Source organism: Streptomyces sp. NBC_00440, from assembly GCF_036014215.1.
Lineage (GTDB): Bacteria > Actinomycetota > Actinomycetes > Streptomycetales > Streptomycetaceae > Streptomyces.
Map to the genome: position 1 here is coordinate 2044312 of NZ_CP107921.1, position 25128 is coordinate 2069439.

The following is a 25128-nucleotide window of genomic DNA, read 5'->3' on the forward strand; positions in this document are numbered from 1 at the left end:
GCAGCAGCCGGCTCACCGCCGCGCCTCCACTGCCGAACGGTGCCAGGGCCCTTCGGGGTCGTCGTACGCCGATGCGTACCCGGCGTCCGTGACCGGCACATCCGCCAGCCACTCGTCCGGCAGGTCGAACGCCCCGGTCAGCATCTGCGCCTGCCCGGCGATCCGGGCGGCCAGCCGGTCGGTCTCGGCCGGTAGTTCACTGATGTGACGGCCCGCCATGAACCCCTCGTTCAGCAGATCACCTCCGTGGGGCGCGATGCGCTCCAGGGCGAACAGCCGGCCCAGGGTGTGCAGCAGTTCCCCGGCGGCGGAGTCCGGCGGCAACGCGTCCGCGGCCGCCGCGACGGCCTCGGCGGCCCGGAGCTGGGCGTGCGCGGTGGCAGCCCGCAGCGCTGCGCTCGCCCCCGCGTTCCACCGGCCGAGCGCGTCCCCCGGGGCCGCCGCACGCATCCCGGCGCGGGCCCGGTCGAGTTCGACGCACTCGACGGCGGCCAGCAGCTCCCGCAGGAACACCGGATCGGTCAGTTCACGGCCGGCCGGGTCGGCGGGTGGCCTCGGCGGGCGGTGACCCGACACCATCCCGGCCGCCGCCTTGGCGTGGATGGCGATGTTGTCGCCCTCGGCGGTGATCGCTCCCTCGATGCCGGTCACCAGCGCGGCGAGGCCGTTGTTCTCCAACAGCCCCTGGGCGCCGCACCGTTCGCGGCACTGCGTGATAACAACGCGCGCCTCCCAGGTGATCCACGCCTTGGCGACGGCGACCAGCCGCTCGGCCTCCACCCGGCCGGCCACGCCCGTCCGGTCGTGCACGGTCCGGTCGCGCTCCGTCCGGTCGTACTCCGTCCAGGCGCGCAGGACCGTGCGGTGCAGCAGCGTCATCGCGTACGCCGTGGCCAGCGCGCCCGCGAGGGGGGCGTAGTGGCTGCGGTGCGCCATGACGGGCACCCGCTCGGATGCCCGTACCCCGCCGATCAGCCGGTGCGATCCATGGCGCACCGCCACCGCCAGGGCCGCCCGTACGGACCCCACCGCGGAGGCGCTCATGCTCAGCTTCCCGGCGGTGACCCGGCCGATCGACAGCAGGAAGCGGCTGCGCCGGTTGACGACCTCGCTGGTGAAGGCGCCCTCGGCGTCCAGCCGGCCCTGCGCCCCGGAGAGCAGTGCCTCGCGCGGGACGAAGACACCGTCGAAGGAGGTCAGACAGTGGTCGACCGCGCTGCCCATGCGCCGGGGCAGCAGCCTGACGCGTACACCGGGCAGCGGTCCCTCCGCCCCGGTCAGCGCGGTCAGGAACAGGAAGACGCCGAGGTCCCTGCCGTCGACCAGCAGCCGGGCCGCCACCACTCCGCTCTTGGGGCCGCCCGCCGCACTGGTGTTGGGCATGAACTTCTGGGCGCCCGCATGCGGGGTGCGCAGCAGGAACCCGTCCCTGGCCCGGTCGTAGTCGGCGGTCGTCTCCAGCGCCGTCGCGTCGTTGCCGTGGTCGAGCTCGGTACAGAGGAAGGTCCCGATGCGGGTCAGATCCGCGAAGGCGGACAGATCCCGCCGTACGTCGCCGTCATGGTCCAGCAGGCTGCCGAGGAACAGGTTGTAGTGGATGCCGGCGACCGTGGTCAGCGTGGTGTCGACCGGGCTGAGCCACTCGTGCATGTTGGCCAGCGCCACCGGGTCGGCGGCCAGCCGGAAGGCGCTGTCCAGCGTGGAGTTGAGGGTCCGCAGCCGCCCGTACGCGAGTCGCAATTGCGCGTCCGGTGCCAGATCGGACCTGCGCCGGAAGGGTTCCGTGGTGAGGAGCGCGCGCCAGGGGCCGTGGGCGGCCCGGTGGTCGTCACCGAAGAGCACCCGGACGAGCTCACCGCGCACGGCGGAGCTGCCCGCGGTACCGGCATCGGCCCCGGCAGCGTTGGCGTCGGTGGCATCGGCGCCGGCAATCGTGGTCAGGGTTTCCGCAGTCATGTCTCACGCTCCGCGCTGGAAGGCCAGCACCACGTTGTGCCCGCCGAAGCCGAAGGAGTGGCTGACGGCCCGCTCCACCGATTCGCGGCGTGCTTGCTTGGTCACACAGTTCAGGTCGAACTCCACAGCGGGGGCGTCGAGATTGGCGATCGGCGGGATGACGCCCTCCTCCAGGGTCAGTACGGTCAGCGCGGCCTCGATCGCCCCGGCCGCCGCGAGCGAGTGCCCCAGGACGCCCTTGGCCGAGGTCACCGGTGGCCAGTGCGGGAAGACCCGCGCGATCACGTCGGCCTCCATCGCGTCGTTGAGCGGGGTGGACGTGCCGTGCGCGTTGACGTGCCCGACGTCGTACGGACTCCAGCCCGCGTCCCGCAGCGCCTCCTCGACGGCGGCCTGCGCACAGCGGCCGCGCGGGTCGGGGGCGGTGGGGTGGTGCGCGTCGGTGGTCGATCCCACCCCGGCGAGCAGCGCCCGCGCCCGGCCCCCTCGCGCCGCCGCGTCGGCGGCCCGCTCCAGAACCAGCATCCCGGCGCCCTCGGCGATGACGAAACCGTCCCGGTCCCCGGCGAACGGCCTGGACGCCCCCGCCGGGTCGTCGCAGCGCCTCGACACGGCGCCCATCTGCGCGAATCCGGACACCACGAGCGGCTGGAGCACCGACTCCGCTCCCCCGGCCACCACGACGTCGCACTGCCCGGACGCCAGCAGGTCACGGGCGACGGCGATGGCCGTGGCGCCGGACGCGCAGGCGGTGGCGGGCGCCAGACTCGGCCCGTGCGCCGACAGCGCGATGGCGACCTCGCCCGCGGCCGCGTTGGGGATCATCATCGGCACCAGCAGCGGGGAGACCGCGCCCGGACCTTCGGCGCTCAGCCGCAGGGCGTTGTCGGTGAGAACGGAGACGCCGCCGACTCCGACGCCGATGACGACCCCCACCCGGCCGCCGTCCCAGCCCGCGGGGTCGAGCCCGGCGTCGGCGACGGCCTGCCGGGCCGCGATCACCGCCAGTTTGACGAACCGGTGCATCCGCCAGGTCTTCCGTCCGCCGACCGCGGCGTCCAGGTCGACCCCGTCCACGGGACAGCCGAAGTCGACCGGCAGGCCGCGCAGTTCGGGCAGCCGGCGGGCGGTGGGCCGCCCGGCGCGGACCTCTTCCCAGGTCTCGGCCGCACCGACGCCACCCGGGGTGATCATCCCCAGTCCGGTCACAGCGATCTCGGGTGTCCTCATGAGAGCTCCTCGGAGAGTGCGGCCGCGGCGGGCCGCGCAGCGGTGGTACGGGAAGCGGTCGTACGGGAAGCAGTCGTACGGGAAGCGGGGATGCCGTCAGAAACAGCTGAGCCAGCAGCAGAGGCGGCTGACCGGGCGGAGGCGGCAGAAGCAGCTGACCCGCCGGCAGCGGCGGCCGGACCGGCCCAGCGCAGCGCCGCCGACCCCCAGGTCAGACCGCCGCCGAAGGCGGTCAGCAGTACGCGGTCGCCGGTCCGCAGCGCACCCCTGGCGTCCGCGTCGGCGAGTGCGAGCGGAATGGAGGCGGCGCCGGTGTTGCCGACGCGGTCCAGGTGGGTCACGCACCGGGCGGGGTCGATGCCCAGCCGCTCGGCGACCGCGCTGAGGATCCGGCCGTTGGCCTGGTGAGGTACGAAGTGGTCGACCTGCCCGGGGTCCCAGTCCAGCTTGGCGAGGAGGGTCCGGCAGGAGGCGGTCATCCGCTCGACGGCCTGCTGGTAGACGGCTCCGCCGCGCATCCGGAAGTAGCCGTCGCCCGGCGCTGCGGGTCCCCGCGCGGACCGCGCCCGCGAGCCGCCGCCCGCCACGGTGATCAGGTCGTGTCCGGTGCCGTCGCTGCCCAGGTCGAAGCCGAGCAGCTCCCCGGGGGCTCCGGCGGGCCCCGCCGCGACCAGCGCGGCCCCCGCGCCGTCGCCGAAGACGACCCCGGACCTGTGGTCGTCCGGGTCGAGCCAGCCGGAGTACGTGTCGGCGCCGGCCAGCAGGACACGCTCGGCGATTCCGGCGGCCACCAGACCCTGGGCGCAGGCCAGCCCGTAGATGAAGCCGCTGCACACCGCCGACACGTCGACCGCCGCGACGGAACCCAGGCCCAGCCGGGCCGCGACGGCGGGAGCCGTGGCCGGACACGGGTGGTCGGGGGTGGCCGTGGCCAGGACGAGCGCGTCGACGCGCGGATGGCCCGCGCGCTCCAGGAGCAGCCGGGCCGCCGCGTACGCCAGGTCCCCGGTGGAGACACCGGGACCGCTCCGGTGACGGGCCGCGATCCCGGTCCGGGTGCGCACCCAGTGGTCGTCCACACCCCAGTGCGCGGGTAATTCGTCGTTGGTCACGCGCCACGGCGGCACCCACCCGGCCACCGACTCGACCAGAGCCACCCCGTCCCCCCTCGTCCGTACGCTGTCTGCGGCAGCAGAACGGCTTACGAGGGGGAAGGGTTTCGCAGCACGGGGCCGAACGGGTGGCCCTTGGTCAGCCGTTCGAACCGCGTCCGTACACCGCCATGACCTGCGACGCTTCGATACGGACCGGCCGGGCGGCCGAAGCGGCGCACCGCCGCACCCGGGTGTCTACAGTGTTGCCGCCACCGCGGGCGCCCTGCGCTGCCACGGCCGGCACAGCACCAGGAAGCAGGTCATCGCGCCCAGCCCGCACACCAGTTGGACCACGGCCATCGGGGCGGCCGTCGCCTCGCCCGCGATGCCGACCAGCGGGGACGCCACCGCGCCGAGCAGGAAGGTGGAGCTGCCGAGCAGCGCCGAGGCCGATCCCGCGGCGTGCGGGGTGCGCATCAGCGCCTGCGCGTTGGTGTTCGGCATGGCCAGGCCCATCGCCGACATCAGGACGAAGAGCCCGGCGGCGATCGGGAAGAGGCCGACGTGGCCGAAGACCCCGGATGTCATCAGCAGCAGCGCCGTGGCGGCGAGTGTGATGACCATCAGCCCGAAACCGAGCGCCTTGTCCAGGCTGACCCGGCCGACGAGCAGCTTGCCGTTGATCTGGCCGACCGCGACCAGACCGACCGAGTTGATCCCGAAGAGCAGGCTGAACATCTGCGGCGACGCCCCGTAGATGTCCTGCACGACGAAGGGCGAAGCGGAGATGTACGCGAAGAGCGCCCCGAAGGCGAGACCCCCGGCGAGCAGATAGCCGGTGAAGACCCGGTCGGCGATGAGCGTGCGCATGGTCCGCAGCGCGTGGCCCACACCGCCGGTGTGCCGCCGCTCGGGCGGCAGCGTTTCGTGCAGCCACTTCCACACCACGAGGGTGAGCAGCGAGCCGACCACGGTGAGCAGGACGAAGACTCCGCGCCAGTCGGTGATCTGGAGGATCTGGCCGCCGATGAGCGGGGCGACGATCGGGGCGACGCCGGAGATCAGCATCAGCGTGGAGAAGAACCGCGCCATCTCCAGACCGTCGTAGAGATCGCGCACCACCGCACGGGCGATCACGATGCCCGCGGAGCCCGCGAGACCCTGCAACAGCCGGAAGCCGATGAGCAGTTCGACACTCGGCGCGAAGGCGCAGACCGCGGTGGCAGCGACGTACACAGCCATGCCGATGAGGAGCGGCCGCCGCCTTCCCCACTTGTCACTCATCGGACCGACGACGAGCTGGCCGAGCGCCATACCGATCAGGCAGGCGGTGAGGGTGAGCTGAACGGTGGCGGCGGGCGAGTGCAGCGCGTCCGTGACCTCGGGCAGCGCGGGGAGATACATGTCCATCGAGAGCGCGGGCAGCGCGGTGAGCCCGCCGAGGACGAGGGTGACCAGGATTCCGGTGGTGCGGGCGACGGCAGGGGCGGGGAGCCCGGTGCGTATGTGCTCCGGGGCAGAGGTCTTCGGCATGGCCCCCATACTCTCAGCTCAGCGGGTGTGATAAAGACGGATCACGCGAGCCGGGGTGATGCACGCCGGGCGCACGGTCGGGACCGCGCCCCCCGCCGGTACCGGGGCCCGCCCCGGGACCGGCCCTGTCGTAATCTGCGCCCCCATGAACACATCTCGGAAGACAGCAGTGGTCACCGGCGCGGGTTCCGGCATCGGGCGCAGTGTCGCCCGCACCCTGGCGGACGCGGGCTGGTCGGTGGCGCTGGCCGGGCGCCGCATGGAGAAGCTGGCCGGGACGGCCGCGCTCACCGGGGGTGAGACCTTCCCCGTAGTGGCGGACGTCACATCCCCCGACGAGGTGGGCGCGCTCTTCGGCGCGGTGCGGGAGCGCTGGGGGCGACTGGACCTGCTCTTCAACAACGCGGGCATCTCGGGCCCCGGCGGGGTGCCGGTGGAGGACCTTCCGTACGAGGCGTGGCGGCAGGTCGTCGACACCAATCTGACGGGTTCGTTCCTGTGCGCGCAGGCCGCCTTCCGGCTCATGAAGGAGCAGGACCCGCAGGGCGGCCGGATCATCAACAACGGCTCCATCTCGGCGCACGCCCCGCGCCCGGACTCGATCGCGTACACCGCGACGAAGCACGCCCTGACGGGCCTCACCAAGTCCCTCTCCCTGGACGGCCGTCCGTACCGCATTGCCTGCGGGCAGATCGACATCGGCAACGCGGCGACCGAGATGACCGAGCGGATGCGCAGCGGCATCAAGCAGGCCAACGGGGAGCTGCTGGCCGAGCCGGTGATGGACGTGGCGGACGTGGCGCGCACGGTGCTGCACATGGCGGACTTGCCGCTGGAGACGAATGTGCAGTTCGCGACGGTGCTGGCGACGTCGATGCCGTACGTGGGACGCGGCTGAGCCGGGCGGGGGGGTGACGGGGGCCGGGCGGTGGGTGGGGCCGAACCCGTGGGCACCGCACCGGGCCGTACGGGCCGGGTAGTTGAGGAGAAGTGAGTTGTGGAGAAGCGACTTGGCGGAAAGCGGGCACGGCGGCCTCTTCTGCCCTCTACACTCCACTACTTCAAGGTTCCTTCACACTTTCCACACCAGGAGCGCACCTTGCGCATACGTTCCACGGCCTCCGCCGCACTGCTCGCCACCGCCCTCGCGGGGGCGCTGCTCGCCACCGCTCCGAGCGCTTCGGCGGCCACATCGCCCGTACAGATCAGCAAGGTCCAGTACGACTCGCCGGGCAAGGACACCCGCACCAACAAGAGCCTCAACGGCGAGTGGGTACGGCTCCAGAACCGGAGCAAGTCGACTGTCAGCATCAAGGGCTGGAAGGTGACCGACGCGAGCCGGCACACGTACACCTTCGGCAGCGTCACCCTCAAGCGGAACCAGTCGGTCACCGTGTACACGGGCAAGGGCACGAACACGACGGCGTCCAAGTACCAGGGGCGCGGCGCGTATGTGTGGAACAACGACCGCGACACGGCGACACTGACCGACTCCAAGGGCAAGAAGAAGGACAGCGTCTCGTGGTCGCACCCCGGCAAGGGGTACGTCACCAGCTGACCCGCTGAGTGCACCGGCAGCAGCACCGGCGCGGGAACCGCTGACGCGGGAACCGGTGGACGGGCATGGCAGGGTGCCGTCCATGGACGAACACGCCTGGACCACCGTCTCCCAACTCCACGCCTGGCTGGCCGATTCCGCCTCCCGGCCCCCGCATGAGGAGACCCTGTTCCGGATCCTCAAGCTCTCCGAGGAGGTCGGCGAGGTCGCCCAGGCGGTGATCGGCGCCACCGGCCAGAACCCCCGCAAGGGCACATCGCACAGCTGGCAGGACGTGGAGGCCGAGCTCTGCGATGTGATCGTGACGGCGATGGTGGCGCTGCGCACGCTGACCCCGGACGCGGCCGAGGTCTTCGCCGGTCATCTGGCGCGGGTCGCGAACCGCTCCCTGAGCCGGCCGGACCCCGCCGGGGAATGATCACGCGGGATCGGCAGTTGGCAACGGACATGACGCCACCCGCCGCACGCCGCAGCTCCGAAATGCTCCGCTACACCGCGTTCTCCACCGACCCCGCCGGGGGCAACCCGGCCGGGGTCGTGCTGGACGCCGCCGGGCTCGACGACGCGGCGCAGCTCGCGATCGCGGCGGAGCTCGGGTACAGCGAGACCGCGTTTCTCACCGCGCCGCCGGCCGGGCTCGGCGGGGAACCGGGGCGGGCCTTCACCGTCCGGTACTTCAGCCCGCAGGCCGAGGTCCCGTTCTGCGGGCACGCGACGGTCGCCACCGCCATCGCCTTCGCCGAACGGCACGGTCCCGGTGATCTCCTCCTCGCCACCCGTGCGGGCACGGTGCCGGTCACGGTGGCCGAGGAGGGCGGCGCGCTGCGGGCGACCCTGACGAGCGTCGAGCCGGCCGTTCTCGACGTGGCCGGGGACGACGTCGGCGAAGCACTCGGCGCACTGGGCTGGCAGACCTCCGATCTCGACCCGGCCCTCCCGCCCCGTATCGCCTACGCGGGCGCGCGGCATCTGGTGCTGGCAGCCGCGACCCGGTCCCGGCTGGCGGACCTCACGTACGACTTCGACCGGCTGACCGCGTTCATGCACACCCTGGACCTCACCACGCTCCAGCTGGTGTGGCGGGAGTCGGAGACGGTCTTCCATGTCCGGGACCCGTTCCCGGTGGGCGGCGTGGTCGAGGACCCGGCGACCGGGGCCGCCGCCGCGGCGTTCGGTGCGTACGCGCGTGAGCTGGGCCTCGTCGCGGAGGACGCGGTGCTCACGCTCCACCAGGGCGCGGACATGGGCCGCCCCGGCGAGCTGACGGTCGCTCTGCGGGCGGGCGACGCGCGGGTACGGGTGAGCGGCACGGGCACCCGTATCGCGGAGAGCGGCTGACCGGCGCGCAAGGCCCCCCAGCGACCGGCTGACCGGGGCGGCCGGGCGGGTGCCCGGCCGCCCCGGCGGGCGGTTCAGTGCTTGCGGGTACGGCGCGGCCGGCGGTTGCGCATGGCCACCGTGCCGGCGGCGAGCAGCGCGGCCGCCCCGCCGCCCGCGCCGAACAGCGGCCATGAGGACGAGGAGCCGCCGGACCCGCCGGAGCCGGCCCGCGCCGCGTTCGGGCCGGGCGCCGGGGTGGCGGCGGCCGAGGGGCGGCCGCCCTCGCTGACCGGGGCGACGAGCGTGCCGACCGGGGTGACCTTGCCCGCGGCCCGGAAGCCCCAGTCGAGGAGCGCCGACGTGTCCTTGTACACCTGGTCGTAGCCGTTCACCGGATGCATGACGGTGACCAGCAGGGTGCGGCCGTCGCGGGTGGCGGCGCCGGTGAAGGTGTTGCCCGCGTGTGTGGTGTAGCCGTTCTTGACGCCGATCATGCCCTTGTACACACCGAGCAGCCGGTCGGTGTTCTGGATCTGGAACTTCTTGCCGCCCCGGGCCGGGAACTCGGCGATCCGGGTCCCGCAGTAGCCCCGGAAGTCGGCGTTCCGCAGCCCGTGCCGGGCGAACAGCGACAGGTCGTACGCCGATGACACCTGCCCGGGGTGGTCGTATCCGTCCGGGCTGACGACATGGGTGTCGAGAGCCTGCAGGTCGACGGCCTTCGCCGCCATCTCGCGCACGGTGGCGGGCACTCCGCCGTTCATGGCGCTGAGCACATGGACGGCGTCGTTGCCGGAGCGCAGGAAGACCCCGTGCCACAACTGGTCGACCGTGTAGGACGTACCGGCCTCGACGCCCACCAGGCTGCTGCCCTCCGGTATGCCCGCCAGATCGGCCGCGGTGACCCGGTGCTTCAGCGTCTTGTCGAACTTGGGCAGCACGGTGTCCGCGAAGAGCATCTTGAGCGTGGAGGCGGGCGGCAGCCGGTGGTGCGCGCGGTAGGAGGCCAGCACCTCCCCGTTCTCGTAGTCCGCGACGAGCCACGACTGGGCGGCAAGGTGCGGAAGCCGGGGTGCGCCGCCGGGACTCACCTGTATCCCGTCGAGGCCGAGCCGCTCACCCCCCACGGCGGTGGCGGCCGAGGCCGGTGCGGCCCCGGTGGCAAGAAGAGCGGCGGGCACGGCAGCGGCGGCGAGGCCGAGCACTGCGCGCCTGGAGGGCGAAGCGTCGCTGGTCACTGAGGGATCGTACGAACCGGAGCTGTGCGCGGGTGCGCCGGGGGGTGCGGATCACCCGAAATGCTTCAGGGGGCGCGTCACGCGGTCGGGCGGCCCCCGCGGCCGCACCCAGGTCAGGAGAACCGCGGTTGCGCGGGCGGGGTGTCCGGGCGGGCGGTCGCACACTGGTCCGCAGCCGCCAAAACCCCTCCCACCAGGGCGAATTCAACGAAGTGTTGAATTGAAAGCGGTGCCCACCAGAGCCTTGACAGAGATCCCGCACCGGCGGCTACGCTCATGCCGGAAAGTTAATTCCGCATGACGGAATACAAGCATGACGGAATACGCACTGCGGATCACACAGTGGAATAACACGCGCTCACCACTACCCCGGGACGTCCCCATGCCCCCTGTGTCCAAACCCCGTCCGGTTGGCGGCGCCCTGCTCCCCCTCATCGGGGCGATCCCGTTCATCGGGATCCTCGGCGGAATCTGGTTCGCCAACCGGGTGACGCCCTACGTACTCGGAATGCCTTTCATCCTGTTCTGGATCGTCCTGTGGGTGGCCCTGATCTCGGTGGTCATGGCCGTGATCTACAAACTCGATCCCCGCAACCGGGAGGAGCACTCGGCATGACCGCACTCGTCGTCATCCTCGGCTTCCTCCTGGTCGCCATCTGCCTCGGGCTACAGGCCCGCCGCGGCAAGGACATGGACCTCGAAGAATGGTCCGTCGGCGGCCGCAGCTTCGGAACGACCTTCGTCTTCCTGCTGCTCGCCGGCGAGATCTACACCACCTTCACCTTCCTCGGCGCCTCGGGCTGGGCGTACGGGAAGGGCGGGCCCGCCCTGTACATCCTGTGCTACGGCGCACTGGGGTACGTGATGTCGTACTGGCTGCTGCCGGCGATCTGGCGTTACGCCAAGGAGCACCGGCTCGTCTCCCAGTCCGACTTCTTCGCCAAGAAGTTCGACAGTCCCCTGCTCGGCGCGCTGGTCGCCCTGGTCGGCGTCGTGGCGATGGTGCCGTACCTGGTCCTCCAGCTCACCGGTATGGGGATCATCGTCTCCGAGGCCTCGTACGGCCATATCTCCAAGACCATCGCGGTGATCATCGGCACGGTCGCGCTGACCGTGTACGTGACCATCTCCGGCATCCACGGTTCGGCCTGGACCGCGGTCCTCAAGGACGTCCTGATCCTCTCGGTGGTGCTGTTCCTCGGCATCTACCTGCCGTTGCACTACGCAGGCGGCGTCGGCCACATGTTCCACACCATCAACACCGCGAAACCGGGCTTCCTGACCCTCCAGCACAGCGGCCTCAGCCCGTCCTGGTTCGTCTCGACCGTCCTGCTGTCCACGCTGGGCTTCTACATGTGGCCGCACTCGTTCAGCGCCTCCTACACCGCCCAGAACGAGCGGGTGTTCCGCCGGAACGCCATCTTCATGCCGCTCTACCAACTCGTCCTGCTCTTCGTCTTCCTGGCCGGATTCGCCGCGCTGATCGCCGTTCCCGGCCTGAAGGGTGCCGACGCCGACCTGTCGATGCTGCGGATCACGGTCAAGTCCTTCGACCCGTGGTTCGTGGGGGTCATCGGCGGCGCCGGTGTGCTCACCGCGCTGGTCCCCGGTTCGCTGCTCCTGCTGACCTCGGCGACCTGCCTGGCCAAGAACGTCTACAAGCTCGCCCGCCCGGCGACGTCGGAACAGTCGGTGGGCCGGCTGGCCAAGCTGCTGGTGCCCGTACTGGCGCTGATCGCGCTGTTCTTCACCTTCAACGGAGGCAGCAGCATCGTGAACCTGATGCTCATGGGCTACTCGCTGGTCACGCAGCTCTTCCCGGCACTGCTGGTCAGCCTGGCCCCGCGCAAGCTGGTCAGCAAACAGGGCGCGGCAGCGGGCATCGTCGTGGGCGTCCTGGTCGTCGGCGCGGTGACCATCAGTGGCGCCACCGTCGGAAGTCTGCTGCCGGGGCTGCCGCAGGCCGTCAAGGACCTCAACGTCGGCGTCATCGCCCTCGTGGCCAACGCCCTCGTGATGTTCGCGGTCTCGGCGGCCACCCGCACCTCGGTGAGTGAAGCCCCCGCGAAAACGGCACCGAAGGTCGGCGCCGTCTGACGGCCCGGCCACCGCACACCGGTTCGGAGAAGCCCCGCCATGCCGCGCATGGTGGGGCTTCTCGGCGCAACGAGGGCTCCAGCCACCGTACGGAATCGATGACTCGCTCTCCGGCGCTCCGCGGACTGTGAGCACGGCGCTCCGCGGACTGTGAGCACGGCGCTCCGCGGACTGTGAGCACGGCGCTTCCCGGACTGTGCAGCACGGAGTGCATCGCTGCACAGAGTGTGTCTTTCAATGCCCGGTCACGTTGGCGCATTCTACTATTCATCGCGAATTTGCAGTGACCGATCGACGGACAGCCACAGGCCCCCCGAATACTTGCGCGCCGCCCACTCGAAGACGTCCGACGAGCAGTCACCGAATTCACCGAGTTCACCCTTCTTCACAGAGGGCGACGCCCCCGCGCCCGTGCCGGTACGCCGGATACCATGCCCGACCGGCCGCGTTTCGCTGTCGACCGGTATCGGCGGGGCACGCCCCCCTTTACGTGGCTCGCGCGAGCGCATCCCCGGCTCGTCCGAGTGCGGCTCAGAAAGGACACCATGAGCGCCGAAAGCACCGGAGTCCGCTCTCGAAGCGGGATACCTGCCGAAGCCGGCAAAGCCAGCCTTTCCGTGCCATCCGAAAAACCCGCTGGAAGCCTGCGCGGCACCATGGGCACCCTTCAGCTCGCTCTGACCGTGCTCGCCATGTCGGCGCCCATCGGGAACGTAACCGGCGTACTGCCGCTCGGCATCACCCGCGGTAACGGGATCGGTACGCCTGTGATCTACGCGTTCGTCGGCGTGATCTTTCTGCTGTTCGCCGTCGGATTCACCACGATGACCCGCAACTTGCCGAAGCCCGGCGCCTTTTACACCTACATCACCGCGGGGCTCTCCCGAACGCTCGGCCTCGGCACGGGACTCCTCGCCGCCTTCACTTACCTGGTCTTCATGATCGGCAGCTACGCGTTCTTCGGGGTTTCCATCGAGAACGTACTCAGTTCCTTCGGTGCACCGAGTACGCCCTGGTGGCTTTGGGCTGCGCTCTGTTGCGTCATCATCACCGCACTCGGGCACTTCAATGTCGAGCTTTCCGGCAAGGTTCTTTCGGCCTTCATGGTCGCGGAAGTCGTGCTGGTCATGCTGTTCAATGCGCCCGTTCTCTTCACTGGCGGCCCACAGGGCTACCAGGTTGAGTCCTTCCAGCCGGCGCATGTGTTCCAGGGGGACCTCGGCGTCGCAACTCTCTTCGCAATCACGTGCTTTCTCGGCTTCGAGTCCTCCGCGATCTACCGCGACGAGGTCAAACGGCCCGAAAAGACGATCCCGCGTGCGACCTATCTCGCGATCTCCGGCCTCGGAGCGTTCTACGTCCTCACTTCATGGGCGATCGTGACCTTCTGGGGGCCGAGTCGTGTGGCCGCGGCCGGTTCGGCGAATCCTACGACTCTGTTCAGTGAGGGCTTCCGCCACTACATGGGTGACACCTTCACCCAGATCATGATCGTGATGGTCGTCACCAGCGTTTTCGCCGGTGCGCTGTCCACCCACAATTCACTGTCGCGGTACCTCTATTCGCTCGGCCGCGACCGTATCCTGCCTTCCTTCCTCGGTAAGGCCCACGGCCGGCACGGCTCCCCGTCGAACGCATCGGCTTTCGCCACCGGAGCAGCGGTGATCTGTATGCTCCCGTTCCTTCTCAGCAGGCTCGATGCCGTGGCGATGTACTCGTCCATGTTCGCGCTCGGAACGTTCGCCCTGCTCATCCTGTTCACGCTGACCACCGTCTCGGTCCTGCGCTACTTCCGGATCATCGAGCACGGGGAGAGGATCTGGAACACCTCGGTCGCACCGATCCTCGCACTCGCCGGACTCGTACTCCTTCTCACGCTGACTTCGGTCTACTACTCGATGTCGATCGGCGCGCCGCAATGGCTCGCGTACGGACAGCAGTTGCTCCTGGTCGCCATTGTCGTCACCGGTGTCCTGGTCGCCCTGCGGTGGCGCAGGACCCGCCCCGACGTCTACGCGAACATCGGCGGTGGCTCCGGGGAGCACCACGACGCGAGAAGGGCGGCCAAGCCGTCGTCCCCCAGCACGGCCGGCCCCGGTAGCAACACCGGTTCTCCCGGGGAGTGACTACCGGCGTTGGTTGTCGGGCGTGCCGGAACGGTGCGGGCCCATCAGGTCGAGGGCGCGGAGTGCCAGGGAGAGGCCGCCCCGCACCTCGGGGTCGTCGACGGACCTGCCGAGTAGCGCGTTGAGACGCTCGATTCGGTAGTAGAGCGTGCGCCGCTGGATGAACAAGGCCTCCGCGGCCCGTGTCTTGTTGCCGTCGGCGGCGAGGTAGGCCTGCAGCGTCGGCAGCAGCGCGTTCGTCTCGGTCGCATCGTGCTGCAGGAGCGGCCCGAGCTCGACATCGACGTACCGGTGCAGCTCGGGCCCGTCGGCCAGTGCCACGAGCAGGCGCAGGACGCCCAGCCGGTCGAAGTGGAGCGTGGTGGGTTTCTCCCTGGTGACGGCCACCGACGCCGCTGTACGGGCCTGCCGTGCCGCGTCCACGAGGTGCTCGGCGGGGCCGCTGCGGCTCACCCCTGCTCGGGCGCCCTGGGCGTCGAGCTGCTCGGTGAGCTGCTGCCCGGACACCTGGTGGGTCAGACCGACGACGGCCAGCACCTGATCGCCGGTGTCGGCCAGGACGGCCGGCAGTTTCATGCTCTTCAGCACCGGCTCCAGCGCCAGCCTGGCGGAGTGGTCGTCACCGGGCTCCTTGCAGACGACGGCCACGGCAAGCGGCCGGTCGCGCAGATCACGGCCCACCTTGAGCGCCCGGTCGACGAACTGCTCGCCGGTGATGTCGCCCAGCAGCAGCCGGTTGATCAGTGAGCTCTGCCGGTGAGAGGCGCGTGCACCGCTCTCCCGGTCGCCGAGCAGGGCGATGGCGATCGTGTCCGCGGCGCGGTCGAGGGCATAGGCGTGGGCGCCCGAGAGCGCCGCCCTTCCGTTGAAGACGTGGATCCAGCCCCACGCCTCGCCGCGCAGGACGATCATGCGGCGCGTACAGCCCGGCTCCTCGTGCGACTGAACCACCGTTGACCTGCTGTGCTCGCTGGGAGCCCCGGTCCGGTGGGCCATCCTGGCGTGCAGCCCCCAGTTCTTCATCAGCAGATCGGTGTCCGCTGTGCCCCCGGCGTACGCCACGACCTGGTGGTCGGTGTCCTCCAGGACCACGGGAGAGCCCACGTGGTGGGCGAGCGTCTCAGCGAAGGACACATGGCTGCGACTGGCCAGAAGCAGCTGGATGAAGTCCGCGTTGAGCCGCTCGAAGGCGAGGAGGTCGGCGGTCCTCTCGTCGGAGATCAACTCATGCACCTGCGCGGACACCTCGACGAACGGCAGCTCGTCCACCAGGCCGATCAGGGGAAGGCCCAGCTGCCGGGCTTCGTCCACCAGCGCCGACGGCATCGTGGTGAACGCCCTCCCGCCCAGTTCCACGACGAGTGCGGCAGCGTTCGCGGCGCTGACCTCCTGGACGTAACGCCGCTGCTCACCTGCCGTACGGCCGACCCCGAGCCCGGCTGTCAGCAGCAACTCGCCGCCCGTCAGGAAACGGGCGACGTCGGGGATCTCCACAGGATGGACCCAGCGGATGGTCCGGTCCAGATTCTCCTCACCCGCGTACACACGGACCTCGGTCCGGCTGAAGACCTCCAGTTGGAGTGCGGCTGCTACGGACAGAGCCATGACGGAACCTCTTCGGAACAAGTAGGAACTTCACCCGGGTGTACGGGTGGCGCAGCGGGGGTTGCGCCGATGCAACTGGCCGGGACGGGTGCCGGACGCAGGACGCCCGGAGCCACGGTCAGGGGGCAGGTCCCCATCGTGCCCTGCGCGGTGGGTCCTGGGATTGCACGAATGATGCAGCATTCGGCGACATCCTTGCACAGTCTGTGTCTGCCTTGCGGGTGGCCCTCGCCTTCATGCTGGTGGACGCCACAGCTTTGGTCGCGCAGCGCAGGCCGCGAGCGCGATGGGGCAGGGGCTCCCGCCGGACCGGAGCGGCGCCCCGCCCCGCGAGCGCGTCGGCAGCCGGCCGGGTGCCGGCTCCCCCGCAGCGCGAGGCACCAGGACCTCGCTGACCCGGATCCCGCCGCGCCAGGACGTTCCATCTGTACTTGGAGGACCACCATGAGAGCCGCCGTCGTTCCGCGCCCGTCCGGACCCTTCGGCATCGCAGACCTGCGGATGCCCCGGCCCGGGCCGGGAGAGATCCTCGTGCGCGTCGCCGCCTGCGGTGTCTGCCACACCGATCTGCACATCCATGACGGCTCGGTGGCCTTCCCGTTCCCCGCGGTTCTGGGGCATGAGATTTCCGGAACGGTTGTCGACACGGGGGCCGGTGTGGACCACCTCAGCCCCGGCCAGAGCATCGTCGGCGCATTCATCATGCCGTGCGGCTCCTGCGCGATGTGCACGTCGGGCCGGGAGGAACTGTGCGAGCCGTTCTTCGCACACAACCGGCTGAACGGAACGCTCTACGACGGGACGACCAGGCTCTTCGACGCCAACGGCGATCCGGTGTGGATGTACTCCATGGCGGGCCTGGCCGAGTACGCCGTCATGCCCGCGCTCGGTGCGGCGCCGATCCCCTCCGGCGGCCACCTCAGGGACTCCGCGATCCTGGGCTGCGCCTTCCTGACCGCCTACGGCGCGCTGGTCCACGTCGGCGAACTGCGGGAGAGCGACTCGGTGGTCATCGTGGGCGCCGGCGGTGTCGGCCTCAGCGCCGTAGCCGTGGCCAAGGCCCTGGGCGCCGGTCGCATCGTGGCCGTCGACGTCGCCGACGACCGGCTGGGAACCGCGTCACGCCTGGGGGCGACCGACACGGTCAATGCCTCCACCACCGACCCGGTCCGGGCGGTCCGCGACATCACCGGAGGAGGGGCCCGTCTCGTGGTGGAAGCGATCGGGCAGCCGGGCACTTTCCGGCAAGCCACGGAGATGGCAGCCGACGGCGGCCGGTGCGTGATGATCGGCATCGCACCGGCAGGCCGCACCGCCGAGATCGAGATCACCCGGCTCGTACGCCGCAAGATCCAGGTCTGCGGGTCCTTCGGCGGACGCCCCCGGCAGGACCTGGCGCACCTGGGCCGGCTCGTGGCCGACGGGCGTCTCGACCCCGGGGCCCTGATCAGCCGGCGCTTCCCGCTGGACCAGGCCGACCAGGCCTACCGGCTCCTCAGCGAAGGAAAGATCGTCGGTCGGGCTCTCATCGAGATCGACCCCGACGCCTGACACCTCGCACTCCCCGCGTTCATCAGCAGCGCTCCCGGCCCCGTGTGGACGCGGCACCAGCCGCCGGCCCGGGCGGCCTCTCCCCGCTGCGGACTCCCTCAGCAGCGATTCCGACGACAGCAGAGACGACAGCAGAATGGATCAGTCCATGGCACTCACGCTGCACCACTGGCGCAACGGTACGGCCTTCGAAGGCATCGGCGACCGGTACTCCGACGTCACCAACCCGGCGACCGGAGAGGTCACCGCTCAGCTGGCGCTGGCCGCCGAGAGCGACGTGAATGCCGTCGTGGAGGCGGCAGTTGCGGCCTTCCCCGCTTGGCGCGACACATCGCTGACAGCGCGGACCCGCGTCCTGTTCCGCTTCCGCGAGCTGCTGAACGCCCGCAAGCCCGAACTCGCCGAGATCATCACCTCCGAGCACGGCAAGGTGCTCTCCGACGCACTCGGAGAAGTCAGCCGGGGCCAGGAGGTGGTCGAATTCGCCTGCGGCATCCCCCACCTGCTCAAGGGCGGCTTCACCGAGAACGCGTCGACCAGGGTCGACGTGCACTCCGTGCGCCAGCCCCTCGGCGTGGTCGGCATCGTCTCGCCGTTCAACTTCCCGGCCATGGTGCCTCTGTGGTTCTTCCCCATTGCCATCGCGGCGGGCAACGCCGTCATCCTCAAGCCGAGCGAGAAGGTTCCCACCGCCGCGCTGTGGCTGGCCGAGCTGTGGAAGGAAGCGGGACTTCCCGACGGTGTCTTCAACGTCCTCAACGGGGACAAGTCCGCCGTTGACGGCCTGCTGACCCACCCGGACGTGGAGTCCGTGTCCTTCGTGGGGTCCACGCCGATCGCGCAGTACGTGTACGAGACGGCCGCCGCCCACGGGAAGCGCGTCCAGGCGCTCGGCGGGGCCAAGAACCACATGGTCGTGCTGCCCGACGCCGACCTCGATCTCGCCGCCGACCAGGCCGTCAACGGCGGGTACGGCTCAGCGGGCGAGAGGTGCATGGCCATCTCAGCAGTGGTTGCTGTCGGCAACATCGCCGATGAACTCGTCGCCAGAATAAAGGCGCGCACGCTCCAGCTGCGCACCGGCGACGGCACCCGCGACTGCGACATGGGCCCCCTGGTGACCGCGCAGGCCCAGCAGCGGGTGTCCGGCTATGTGGACGCCGGCGAGAAGGCCGGCGCCACGCTGGTGGTCGACGGGCGCGAGGTGCGTCCGGACGCCGACGGGGCAGGCTTCTTCGTCGGCCCCACCCTCTTCGACCACGTCGGCACCGACATGAGCATCTACACCGACGAGATCTTCGGGCCGGTGCTTTCCGTCGTCCGCGTGGACACCTACGACGAAGCCGTCCAGCTGATCAACCGCAACGCGTACGGCAACGGAACCGCGATCTTCACCAACGACGGTGGTGCGGCACGGCAGTTCGCCAACGAGATCAAGGTGGGCATGGTCGGCGTCAACGTCCCGGTCCCCGTCCCCATGGCCTACTACTCCTTCGGCGGCTGGAAGCACTCCCTGTTCGGTGACAGCCACGCCCACGGCACCGAGGGCGTCCAGTTCTTCACCCGCGGCAAGGTCATCACCACCCGGTGGCTCGACCCCAGCCACGGCGGAATCAACCTCGGATTCCCCGAGAACACCTGATCGCCGCCCCTCCGCGGGCCGAGTAGTTCCCCTCAGGCCGAACAGTTCCCCCCTCCGCTTTCCCTTTCCTCAAGGAGACCAGCCGTGCCCGTTGTACTGAAGTCCGCCGCCGCCAAGAGCGGTGCGCGCAGCAGCCGCCCGGAGGTCGTCGACACCGTCGCCGAGGTCATCGCCGACGTGCGGGCCAACGGCGACGACGCCGTCCGCCGGTACTCGGCGAAGTTCGACTCCTGGGACCGGCCGTCCTACCGGCTCGGCGCACAGGAGATCAAATCCATCGTCTCGTCGGTTCCCGCCGGCGTCCTCGAAGATCTGCGCTTCGTGCAGCAGCAGGTGCAGAACTTCGCACAGGCACAGCGCGACTCCCTGCACGATTTCGAGATCGAGACCCTGCCGGGCGTGTTCCTGGGACAGCGCAACATCCCGGTCTCGGCGGCCGGTGCCTATGTGCCGGGCGGCCGTTACCCGCTCACCGCTTCCGCGCACATGACCATCGTCACGGCGAAGGTGGCGGGCGTCGAGCGGGTGGCCGCCACCACCCCTCCGAACGAGGGCGCCCCGCCGCCGGTCAGCGTCGCCGCCATGCACATGGCGGGCGCGGAGGAGATCTACGTACTCGGCGGAGTGCAGGCGGTCGCCGCCCTTGCCCTGGGCACCGAGACCGTCGACCCGGTCCATATGCTGGCCGGCCCCGGCAACGCCTATGTGGCCGAGGCCAAGCGGCAGTTGTTCGGCGAGGTGGGGATCGACCTGTTCGCCGGGCCCACCGAGGTGCTCATCGTCGCCGACGACACCGCCGACCCGTTCACGGTCGCCGTGGACCTGCTCAGCCAGGCCGAGCACGGCCCGGACTCCCCGGCGGTCCTGATCACCACCTCCCGCGAGGTCGGCCGGCGCACGATCGAGTTCATCGGCGAACTGCTGCCCGCCATGCCGACCGGGAGGGTCGCCGGTGCGGCCTGGCGCGACCACGGCGAGGTCGTGGTGGTGGACAGCCAGGACGAGGCCTTCGCCCTGGCCGACACCTACGCCAGCGAGCACGTGCAGATCTTCACCGCCGAACCGCGGGACGCCCTGACCGGCATGCGGGACTACGGCGCCCTCTTCCTCGGCCAGGACACCTGCGTTCCCTACGGTGACAAGGTCATCGGGACCAACCACGTCCTGCCGACCATGGGCGCAGCCCGGTACACCGGCGGTCTGTGGGTGGGCAAGTACCTCAAGACCGTGACCTACCAGGAGGTCCGGAACAAGGCCAGCAGTGCGCTGCTGGGCGAGATCTGCGGTCGGGCCTCCCGCCTGGAGAACTTCGAGGGTCACGCCCGCTCCGGTGACCTGCGCGCGGCCCGGTACGGCGAGGCGGGCCTGTCGTGGAGCGACCACGACGTACGCCTCGGCGGATCCGGCAGGTGAGGTCAGCCGTGCCCGGGCCGGGCGGTCGTCGCCCGTACGACCAGTTCCGTCGGCAGGAGGATCTCCTTCGGCCCGGCGCCCGCGATCACATCCAGCAGCAGCCGGGTGGCGCTTCGTCCCTTCTCGACCAACGGCTGGCGCACGGTGGTCAGTTGTGCGCCGGCCGCACCGGGAAGGTCGTCGAACCCGATCACCGAGAGATCCTCGGGAACGCGCAGGCCGCGGCTGCGGGCGGTCCGCATCGCCGCGAGCGCCAGGACGTCGGTACCGGCGAGCACGGCCGTGATGGGGCCGGCTTCCGCCAGCAGGGTCCCGGCCGCGGCCAGCGAAGCGGTCTCGTCGAAGCCTCCCGCCTCGATGACGGTGACCTCCCTCCACGGCAGGCCGGCCGCGCGGAAGGCGGCGGCGTAGCCCGCCAGCCGTTCCTTCATCACCCGGTCGCGTGCCGCGCGCTGCCGGGCGGGAGTGACAGGGCCGCGGTAGCCGTCGGGCACCAGCCGGTCGACCAGGATGCCGACCGAACGGTGGTCCAGGGCCAGCAGGTGAGCGGCGGCCGACCGGGCGGCTGCACGGTCCTCGATCCCCACCCAGGGAAGCCCTCCGGGGTTGGGACCGTCGATGACCACCACCGGCAACCGCCTGCGCAGCACGGTCTCCACCGCGGGATGCCCCTCGGGCAGGGCGTAGGCGAGGAAGCCGTCGACGAGCCCCCGCAGCAACACACCGGAGTTCTGGGTCAGGCGTTCCGACTCCAGCGGACACGGCAGCAGGGTGAGCGCCGTCTCGGACACCTCGCCGACCTCGGCGATCCCCCGCAGCAGCGCGGCGGTGGCCGGGTCGTCGAAGGCGTAGGGCAGCGAGTCCGTGACCATCAGGCCGAGCGCCCCGACCTGGCCGGTCCGCAGCGTACGGCCGACCGAGTGCGGACCGGTGTATCCGAGTTCCTCGGCGATCTGCAGGACGCGTTCGCGCTGCGCCGCGGACAGCTTCTCCGGCCGGCTGAACGCGTAGGAGACGGCCGCCTGGGAGACACCCGCCGCCCGTGCTACATCACGCATGGTGACCACTGGCGCCTGCTTCCCCTCGTCGGCGTGGTTCGCCGGCAACCCTACCCAGCGCGCTTCCGGGCGTTGCGGGCCGCATTCACCTCTGTTGACAGCCCGGGTCGCGATGTTAGCCTCGCGTCGGTTAATCGAATAACTAAAGTGATCACCGAAGACTCGCAGCCCGTCCCGCCACCCTTCCGGGCCATGGGGTGCCGCACACCGCAGTGCCGGCGGACGAGCGGTCTCCGCACCCCCCGCCACCCCGTAGCGGATCTTCCGCACGCACCCCTCTCCAGCTCCAGCCAGGGACGAACCCCATGAACGGAAAACCAGCTCTCCCCAATGACGGCCCCACCGGGTCGCACTACGACTTCGTGATCGTCGGCTCCGGCATGGGCGGCGCCACGATGGCCTACGCCCTCAAGGACGTCGGCGCCAGCGTGCTTCTCGTCGAACGCGGTGACTTCCTGCCGCAGGAGAAGCAGAACTGGGACGCCGGAGCCATCTTCCGCCGCCACCGTTACCAGAACGCGGAGCAGTGGTACGACGGGAGCGGCAAGGCCTTCACACCCGGCAACTACTACTACGTCGGCGGCAACACGAAGCTCTACGGCTCCTCGCTCGTACGGTTCCGCCGCGAGGACTTCCGGGCGACGGAGCACGAGGCCGGCACCTCGCCGGAGTGGCCCTTCCCGTACGAAGTCCTGCAGCCGTACTACCTGCGCGCCGAGACGCTCTTCCGCGTGCACGGGGACCAGTTCGACGACCCCACCCTGGACCGGTCCGAACCCTTCCCCTACCCGGCGATCGGACACGAGCCGCCGGTCCAGGAGGCCGCCGACGCCCTGACCCGCATGGGGCTCACCCCGTCGAGCATCCCGCTCGGCCTGGACCTGCGGGACGGCGGATCCTGTATCCGCTGTGCCTTCTGCGACGGGTTCCCCTGCCGGGTCCTGGCCAAGTCCGACGCCGATGTCTGCTGTGTCCGGCCCGCCCTGGCCGCCGGTTCGGTCGAGCTGGTCACCAACGCCCGGGTCACCCGGGTGCTCACGAACGACTCCGGCAGCAAGGCGACCGGCGTGGAGATGCTCCGCAACGGAGCGCCCATCACTGTCGGCGCCGGCACCGTGGTCGTCTCCTGCGGCGCCGTCAACTCCGCAGCCCTCCTGCTGCGCTCGGCGAGCCCGCAGCACCCGGACGGGCTCGGCAACTCCTCCGGCACAGTCGGCCGCCACTACATGGTCCACAACAACTCCGTGATGGTCGGCGTCCACCCGACCCGGAAGAACACCGCGGAGTTCCAGAAGACCCTGTACTTCAACGACTTCTACACCAAGGGCACCGCTGACCACCCCTACCCGCTGGGGCACGTCCAGCTCATCGGCAAGCTCCAGGCGGACATGATGGCCGGCCAGCGCCCCGCCATCCCCGCCTGGGCACTCCGCTACGCCGCCCACCGCAGCATCGACTGGTGGCTGTTCACCGAGGACCTGCCCGACTCGGACAACCGCGTCACCCTGACGTCCGCCGGGGACATCCGGATCAACTGGAAGCCCAACAACGTACGTGCGCACGAGGTCCTCGTCCGGGAGACCAGGAAGATCCTGCGCCGCATGGGGTTTCCCCTGGTGTTCAGCCAGCGGACCGGCATCGAGGTCAACTCCCACCAGGCCGGCACCGTCCGGGCCGGCACCGACCCCGCGACCTCCGCACTGGACGCGAACTGCCGCTCGCACGGCGTCGACAACCTCTACGTCGTCGACTCGTCCTTCTTCCCGTCGCTGCCGGTGATGAACCCGGCGCTGACCATCGCCGCGAACGCCCTGCGCGTCGCGGACCACCTCACCGGCGCCTCCCCCGCAGCCGCCCCCGCCCAGCACACGAACGTCCAGCACACGAACAAGAGGTAGATATGCCCAGGCTCACCGGCGGCCAGATCGTCGTCGACTTCCTGATCCGCGAAGGGGTGGAGAAAGTCTTCGCCGTCCCGGGACACGGCAACACCGCCCTCATCGACGCCTTCGTCGACCGCAAGGACGAGATCGAAGTCGTCCCGGCCATGCACGAGCAGGGCGCCGCCCACATGGCCGACGGTTACTACCGTGCGACCGGCAAGGTCGCCGCCTGCTGTACGTCCATCGGTCCCGGTGCGACCAACACGCTCACCGGTCTGACCACGGCCTTCGCCGACTCCCAGCCCTTCCTGCTGATCACCGGCGCGGTGCACACCTACATGGAGAACCACGGGGTGCTCCAGGAGATCGACCGGCCGCACGGCAACAACTTCCCGCGCATGGCCGAGCCCGTCGTCAAGCGCTGGTGGCAGCCGAGCCGGGTCGACCAGCTCCCCACCGTCCTGGCCCAGGCCTTCAACACCATGTACGAGGGCCGCCGCGGCCCCGTCCTCCTGGACATCCCGCAGGATCTCCAGGCCGAGTACGGCGCGTACGAGCCGGAGGAGACCCGCCGCAGGCGCGCGCACGGCCGCCCCGGCGGCGACCCCGAGCGCATCGCGGAGGCCGCCCGGCTGCTGGCGGGTGCCCGGCGCCCGGTCATCCTGGCGGGCGGCGGCGTCATCGCATCCGAGGCCGGCGCCGAACTGGTGGCCGTCGCCGAACGTCTCGGCGCGCCCGTGACCCACTCCTTCATGGGCAAGGGCGCTTTCCCCGCCGACCACGACCTGTACGCCTGGCCCTGCGGCGACATGGGCTCCGTCCCCGGCAACGGCGTGACCCGCACCGCGGACGTCATCCTCGCGGTCGGCTGCCGTTTCAGCGACCGCATCACCTCCTCCTACAAGCCGGGCGTCACCTTCGACATCCCCGGCACCAAACTCGTCCAGATCGACATCGACGGCTTCGAGATCGGGCGGAACTACCCCGCCGAGGTCGGTGTCGTCGGCGATGCCAGGGCGAGCCTGAGCGCCCTGCTGGGCGAGCTGAACACGCTCGGCGACGCCCCGGACTGGCGCTCCTCCGAGTACTTCGCCGAGTTGCAGGACCTCAAGGCGCAGTGGGAGGAGCACCTGCGCCCGATGCGGACCACCGACCACCTGCCGATGACCAACTCCCGGGCCATGGTGGAGATCCGCGAGGCTCTGCCCCGGGAGGGCATCCTGGTCACCGACTCCAGCAATCCGGCCAACCAGGCCTTCAACGAGTTCCCCGTCTACGGGCCGCGTACCAACATCGTGGCCGGCGGCATGTCGGGGATCGGTTTCGGCCTGCCCGCCGCCATCGGCGCCCAGGCCGCCGTCGGTGACCGGCCGGTCCTGGCGATGGTGGGTGACGGCAGCTTCCTGCAGACCGGCACCGAACTGGCCACCGCGGTCATGCTCGGCCTTCCGCTGGTCGTGGTCGTGCTGAACAACGGCGGCTGGGAGGCGATCAAGGACCTCCAGATCAATCTCTTCGGCAAGGAACGCCAGATCGTCAGCGGCTGGACCACCAAGGACGGCAAGCCGTACTTCGCCGACATCACCGAGTTCGCCCGCTCGCTGGGCTGCACAGCCGAACGCGTCGAGAACCCGGCCGAACTCGCGGACGCGGTCCGCCGCGCCTTCGCCACTCCCGGCCCGGTGGTCATCGAGGCCATGAGCGCGCACGAACTGCCCTGGACCGAGATGCACCCGACCGGCTGGTGGGACATCACCGTCCCCGCGTACCACGGGCCGACCCGTGACGAGTACGTCGTCCAGCGCGGCTTCTGACCGGAGGGAA

At 70.4% G+C, this 25128-nt stretch carries 19 protein-coding genes; 12 read left to right on the forward strand and 7 right to left on the reverse strand.

Going from position 1 to position 25128, the window contains the following annotated elements:
* Positions 1–12 precede the first annotated feature (12 nt).
* The 4 genes from OHB13_RS09160 to OHB13_RS09175 all read right to left on the reverse strand — a co-directional run bounded on the left by OHB13_RS09160 (position 13) and on the right by OHB13_RS09175 (position 5813).
* Positions 13–1956 (reverse strand): acyl-CoA dehydrogenase family protein, encoded by a 1944-nt coding sequence (locus OHB13_RS09160; RefSeq protein WP_328376713.1) that lies wholly within the window; start codon positions 1954–1956, stop codon positions 13–15.
* A 3-nt stretch (positions 1957–1959) separates the two neighbouring features.
* Positions 1960–3186 (reverse strand): beta-ketoacyl-[acyl-carrier-protein] synthase family protein, encoded by a 1227-nt coding sequence (locus OHB13_RS09165; protein WP_266857600.1) that lies wholly within the window; start codon positions 3184–3186, stop codon positions 1960–1962.
* On the reverse strand, positions 3183–4343 hold the full coding sequence (locus tag OHB13_RS09170; protein WP_328376714.1) for a beta-ketoacyl-ACP synthase 3: 1161 nt from the start codon (positions 4341–4343) through the stop codon (positions 3183–3185). The genes OHB13_RS09165 and OHB13_RS09170 overlap by 4 nt, the downstream gene beginning before the upstream one ends.
* A gap of 192 nt (positions 4344–4535) precedes the next feature.
* Positions 4536–5813 carry a multidrug effflux MFS transporter gene (locus OHB13_RS09175; protein ID WP_328376715.1) on the reverse strand — a complete coding sequence of 426 codons (1278 nt, stop codon included), beginning with the start codon at positions 5811–5813 and terminating at the stop codon, positions 4536–4538.
* A gap of 145 nt (positions 5814–5958) precedes the next feature.
* On the opposite strand from OHB13_RS09175, the gene OHB13_RS09180 reads away from it, so the two are divergent.
* The 4 genes from OHB13_RS09180 (at position 5959) to OHB13_RS09195 (ending at position 8709) form a co-directional block, all read left to right on the forward strand.
* Complete coding sequence (locus tag OHB13_RS09180; protein WP_328376716.1) at positions 5959–6711, forward strand: SDR family oxidoreductase; 753 nt, start codon at positions 5959–5961, stop codon at positions 6709–6711.
* A gap of 201 nt (positions 6712–6912) precedes the next feature.
* The gene (locus OHB13_RS09185; protein ID WP_328376717.1) at positions 6913–7371 is read left to right on the forward strand and encodes a lamin tail domain-containing protein; all 459 of its coding nucleotides are present in this window, start codon (positions 6913–6915) and stop codon (positions 7369–7371) included.
* A gap of 82 nt (positions 7372–7453) precedes the next feature.
* Positions 7454–7789 (forward strand): MazG-like family protein, encoded by a 336-nt coding sequence (locus OHB13_RS09190; protein ID WP_328376718.1) that lies wholly within the window; start codon positions 7454–7456, stop codon positions 7787–7789.
* A 29-nt stretch (positions 7790–7818) separates the two neighbouring features.
* Positions 7819–8709: a PhzF family phenazine biosynthesis protein gene (locus OHB13_RS09195; protein ID WP_328376719.1), complete on the forward strand. Its 891-nt coding sequence runs from the start codon at positions 7819–7821 to the stop codon at positions 8707–8709.
* A gap of 74 nt (positions 8710–8783) precedes the next feature.
* Here the strand turns inward: OHB13_RS09195 and OHB13_RS09200 are convergent, their stop codons facing one another.
* Positions 8784–9929, reverse strand: a complete 1146-nt coding sequence (locus tag OHB13_RS09200; protein WP_328376720.1) for a D-alanyl-D-alanine carboxypeptidase family protein — start codon at positions 9927–9929, stop codon at positions 8784–8786.
* Positions 9930–10311: 382 nt separating this feature from the next.
* Here OHB13_RS09200 and OHB13_RS09205 point away from each other — a divergent pair, with 382 nt between their 5' ends.
* From OHB13_RS09205 to OHB13_RS09215, 3 genes are all read left to right on the forward strand, one after another.
* Positions 10312–10545 carry a DUF3311 domain-containing protein gene (locus tag OHB13_RS09205; RefSeq protein WP_401600238.1) on the forward strand — a complete coding sequence of 78 codons (234 nt, stop codon included), beginning with the start codon at positions 10312–10314 and terminating at the stop codon, positions 10543–10545.
* Positions 10542–12026 (forward strand): sodium:solute symporter family protein, encoded by a 1485-nt coding sequence (locus tag OHB13_RS09210; protein WP_328376721.1) that lies wholly within the window; start codon positions 10542–10544, stop codon positions 12024–12026. Before OHB13_RS09205 ends, OHB13_RS09210 begins: the two co-directional genes overlap by 4 nt.
* Before the next feature lie 431 nt (positions 12027–12457).
* The gene (locus OHB13_RS09215; RefSeq protein ID WP_328376722.1) at positions 12458–14152 is read left to right on the forward strand and encodes an APC family permease; all 1695 of its coding nucleotides are present in this window, start codon (positions 12458–12460) and stop codon (positions 14150–14152) included.
* Here the strand turns inward: OHB13_RS09215 and OHB13_RS09220 are convergent, their stop codons facing one another.
* Positions 14153–15757, reverse strand: a complete 1605-nt coding sequence (locus OHB13_RS09220) for a PucR family transcriptional regulator (RefSeq protein WP_328376723.1) — start codon at positions 15755–15757, stop codon at positions 14153–14155.
* Positions 15758–16201: 444 nt separating this feature from the next.
* Here OHB13_RS09220 and OHB13_RS09225 point away from each other — a divergent pair, with 444 nt between their 5' ends.
* The 3 genes from OHB13_RS09225 to hisD all read left to right on the forward strand — a co-directional run bounded on the left by OHB13_RS09225 (position 16202) and on the right by hisD (position 20363).
* Positions 16202–17308 carry a zinc-binding dehydrogenase gene (locus OHB13_RS09225; RefSeq protein ID WP_328376724.1) on the forward strand — a complete coding sequence of 369 codons (1107 nt, stop codon included), beginning with the start codon at positions 16202–16204 and terminating at the stop codon, positions 17306–17308.
* Positions 17309–17456: 148 nt separating this feature from the next.
* A complete protein-coding gene (locus OHB13_RS09230; RefSeq protein ID WP_266857578.1) occupies positions 17457–18950 on the forward strand; it encodes a CoA-acylating methylmalonate-semialdehyde dehydrogenase in 1494 nt (497 codons plus the stop codon).
* A gap of 84 nt (positions 18951–19034) precedes the next feature.
* On the forward strand, positions 19035–20363 hold the full coding sequence (hisD, locus tag OHB13_RS09235) for a histidinol dehydrogenase (RefSeq protein WP_328376725.1): 1329 nt from the start codon (positions 19035–19037) through the stop codon (positions 20361–20363).
* A gap of 2 nt (positions 20364–20365) precedes the next feature.
* Here the strand turns inward: hisD and OHB13_RS09240 are convergent, their stop codons facing one another.
* Complete coding sequence (locus OHB13_RS09240; protein ID WP_328376726.1) at positions 20366–21421, reverse strand: LacI family DNA-binding transcriptional regulator; 1056 nt, start codon at positions 21419–21421, stop codon at positions 20366–20368.
* A gap of 305 nt (positions 21422–21726) precedes the next feature.
* On the opposite strand from OHB13_RS09240, the gene OHB13_RS09245 reads away from it, so the two are divergent.
* Positions 21727–23319 (forward strand): GMC family oxidoreductase, encoded by a 1593-nt coding sequence (locus OHB13_RS09245; protein ID WP_328376727.1) that lies wholly within the window; start codon positions 21727–21729, stop codon positions 23317–23319.
* 2 nt (positions 23320–23321) lie between these two features.
* On the forward strand, positions 23322–25118 hold the full coding sequence (locus OHB13_RS09250; RefSeq protein ID WP_328376728.1) for a thiamine pyrophosphate-binding protein: 1797 nt from the start codon (positions 23322–23324) through the stop codon (positions 25116–25118).
* The last annotated feature ends 10 nt before the right edge of the window (positions 25119–25128 follow it).